The sequence below is a fragment of the Nostocoides australiense Ben110 genome, from assembly GCF_001050535.1.
Taxonomy (GTDB): Bacteria; Actinomycetota; Actinomycetes; order Actinomycetales; family Dermatophilaceae; genus Nostocoides_A; species Nostocoides_A australiense.
Genome location: NZ_HG764815.1, coordinates 3173288 through 3176603, shown reverse-complemented (window position 1 = coordinate 3176603; position 3316 = coordinate 3173288). Strand labels below are relative to the sequence as shown.

Here is a 3316-nt window from a genome sequence, read left to right as displayed (position 1 = left end):
CGGTGCGACCGAACCCTCCCCGAGCACGTCCGCGTCCTGACCCGTCGCGCGGCGCCCGACGATGGCACAGGCCGGCCGAGGCAACACGGCAAGGCCCCCGGACCGCGATGGGCCGGGGGCCGTGCCGTCTTGCGTGGGGTGGTCCGCTCAGGCGGTCGGGTCCCGATAGGTCGGACCCGAAGGCGGGGGCGGCGGCGGGGTCTTCGGCAGTTCGCTGGTGGGGTTGCCGTCAGCGTCGTATGCCGTGCTGCCGCCTTGAGTGCCGCCACCAGGGCTGGACGGCGCATCGCCGTATGCTGGGAAGCTCGGCGTCGTGGACCCGCCGGGTGCCGGCGGGACGGGGCCCTGGCTGGGCGGGGTGTAGGCCGGCGGCTGCGAACTCGCGCCGTACGGCTGCGGCGGCACACTGTCATACGTGCCCTGGGCGGAGGTGCCCGAGGCGCCCGGAGGGGGCGGCACGGCATACGCGTTGCGGTCCATCGACGGGTCGCCATAGGGCTGGGTCGGAGCGCCATAGGGGGCGCCGCCCTGGCCGTAGCCGCCGTAACCGCCGCCGCCCATCCGGCGCTCGCGGCCGGAGCGGACGAGCTTGACGATGCCGACGATGGTCAGGATCAGGCCGAGCAGGCCGACCAGGATCGAGCCGAGGACACCGAAGATCACGGCCATCACGGTCTTGCCGCCGAGCTTTTCGGCGTCGTTGCCCGTGAGGATCTTTGTCGGGCCGGAGCAGGTGAAGGCGTAGTCGCCGTCGGCCGGCGCGGTGAAGCCGCCGGCGCTCTCCCACGTGCGGCCGTCGAACGTGGCCCGCAGCTTCGTGTCACTGTCACGCGTCAGCGACGCCCCACTGCTCGACGCGATCTCGCAGGACTGAATGGTGCCGTCGACCGTCTCGACGCTCGTGCCGTTGCCCGGGCCGACGTCGACGAGTACGAAGACGGGCTCGTTCGCCGTGAGGGCGACCGTGTCGCCGGGCTGGTGGACCGGCGCCGCCTTCGCCACGTCGGCCGCGCCCTTGAAGGCGTAGGTCGCGCCGCCGACGAGCAGCCCCGGCGCCCCGACGAACATCAACAGGAGTCCAAGGATGAGTGGGATGATTCCTCGCCTTTTCGGCTGCATGAGCCGGTCCCCCTTCTGGGATGTCGAACAAGGCCGTGGATGACCCTGGTGGACTCCATTTAACGCGACGGGGGCCTGCGCGGCGAGCAGCTCCGCCTCGGTTAGAGTCCGGGCGGGACCCTGAATCGTCCCCGGCGCCGACCCGGTCGCGGGGCGCCGACCACTGCAGAGGGGAATGGCATGAACGGACGACGGATGCGCGCGGCGGCAGTGCTCGCGAGCGTGACCCTGGCGGGGAGCGTGGTCTCGGCCGCCCCCAGCACCGCCTCGGACCAGCCGAAGGAGCGCTACGACGTCTCCCGGCACCAGACCACCGACCGTGCCGCTGCGGCACAGGTGCGGGCGATCCTGGACCACCTGCCGGCCGACTGGCAGGCCAACCGGGACGCCTTCCTCGACAAGGCCGGCATCGAGCCCAGCCCCGCCGAGGACGCGATCATCGCCTATCTGGAGCGCGCCACCTGCGAGGAGACCGAACTCAACGCCTACATCGAGACCCTGCTCAAGGGCGTTCCGGACGACACGCTCTTCGTTCTCGCCGTGCTCGGCGTCCTGAGTTACCCCACCTTCGACGCCGTCATCGGCGGCACCAAGACCGACCCGCGCTACTCGCTCGAGACGGGCACCGTCGGCAAGGTGCGCCAGTCGATGGCCGCCGCCCGCCAGCTTTGGGATGTCAAGAACGGCGATATCGACGTCATGGGCATGCACAGCGACATGGTCGTCGACCGCGCCCGCGTCATCAGGGTGCTGCGCGTCGTCTTCGGCGTCAGCCCTAAGGACGCGCAGGAAGCAGGGACCCAGATCGTCCGGCTCATCAAGGCCACCCCGGCGCTGCGCGGCGGCACGAACCCGCTGTTCAGTCTCAACGCCTTCGCCTTCACCGGCGAAGGGGATCCGGACTTCGGGGGCATCAGCGACCGGATCGTCATGGGCGAGGGCATCATCAAGGCGCTGCGCTGGACCGATGACATCGCCGTGGGTCCGCAGATGGTGCTCAGTCATGAGTTCGGCCATCACATCCAGTTCGAGAACCATGCCTACCCGGCCACCGAGAGCCCCGCGAACACGCGCAAGATGGAGTTGATGGCCGATGCCTACGGGGCCTACCTCGATGCCCATTCCAAGGGCTTGAACTTCACGCCGAAGCAGATCGACGGGACCGTCGCGGTGTCCCATCTGGTCGGCGACTGCTCCGTCGATTCCCTCGGCCACCACGGCACGCCCGCCCAGCGCGCCCGGGCCGCCCGCTGGGGCGCCGACCTCGCACTGAAGAACGGCTCGAACGTATTGCCCTCCAAGCGGGTTCAGGCGCTCTTCCTCACGGCGCTGCCCGGGATCCTGCGCGGCTGACCTGGTCGCGACCCCGGCGCGGATGGCCGCCCACCCCGGTGGACCGCCATCCGCGCCGGCGCGGCTCGGCCCCGCCGGGGATGAAAGGATCGGCGGTGTGCGGTCCTATTGCGCCATCTATGTCGACGTCGGCTACCTGCTCGCGTCGTCCGCGACGCGCGTGACGGGGACCTCGCTGCGCCGTGGGGTCACGGTCGATCACGAGTCGCTCATCCGCGGGGTCATCGAGCAGGCCGAGCAGGACAGCGGTATGCCGCTGCTTCGGGTCAACTGGTACGACTCGGGTGGTCGTCCGGGCGGGATGCCGGACATCCACCAGGAGCATGTCGGGTTGTTGCCGCGGGTGAAGCTGCGGCTGGGCCGGCTCTCGCAGACGGGCGAGCAGAAGGGCGTCGACCTGCGCATGGGCCTGGACCTGGCCACCTACGGCCGCAACCGGGTCGTCGATGTCATCTATCTGATCTCCGGCGACGACGACCTGACCGAGGCCGTCGAAGAGGCGCAGTTCCACGGCCTGCAGGTCGTCATCATGGCTGTCCCCGATCAGCGCGGCCGCCCGCACGCCGTCGCGCGCAACCTCCAACGCGAGGCCGACAACGTCATCCTCATCGACGCCGCGACGATCGACGCCGCCGTCAAGCCGGTGGCATTGCCGCCGGCGCTCATTCCCGGCGGGGAGGACAAGTCCGTCGAGTCCGCCTCCGTCGCTCCGCACGAGGACGCACCCGGAGGTGGCCTGGAGCCGTCGGCCGAGGGGATCCCCGCGCCGGCCGCATCGCCCGACACGACGGACCGGTCCGCCCAACCTGGCGAGCCGGCCGAGCCGGCCGCGCCGCATCCGAAC

3 protein-coding genes are annotated in these 3316 nt (G+C 70.7%); 2 read left to right on the top strand and 1 reads right to left on the bottom strand.

Annotated elements, in window-relative coordinates; genetic code table 11:
- Positions 1 to 147: 147 nt before the first annotated feature.
- Positions 148 to 1119, bottom strand: a complete 972-nt coding sequence (locus BN11_RS15400; RefSeq protein WP_162213251.1) for a hypothetical protein — start codon at positions 1117 to 1119, stop codon at positions 148 to 150.
- A gap of 180 nt (positions 1120 to 1299) precedes the next feature.
- Between BN11_RS15400 and BN11_RS15395 the strand changes: the two genes are divergently transcribed.
- Positions 1300 to 2472, top strand: a complete 1173-nt coding sequence (locus BN11_RS15395) for a hypothetical protein (RefSeq protein ID WP_157044203.1) — start codon at positions 1300 to 1302, stop codon at positions 2470 to 2472.
- Between the two features lie 97 nt (positions 2473 to 2569).
- Positions 2570 to 3316, top strand: a 747-nt coding sequence (locus tag BN11_RS15390; protein WP_157044395.1) for an NYN domain-containing protein, incomplete at its 3' end; no start/stop codon positions are given.

Excerpts from the sequence above, each read along its gene's own strand:
- BN11_RS15400 (WP_162213251.1), bottom strand. The coding sequence starts at position 1,119 with ATGCAGCCGAAAAGGCGAGGAATCATCCCACTCATCCTTGGACTCCTG.
- BN11_RS15395 (WP_157044203.1), top strand. The coding sequence starts at position 1,300 with ATGAACGGACGACGGATGCGCGCGGCGGCAGTGCTCGCGAGCGTGACC.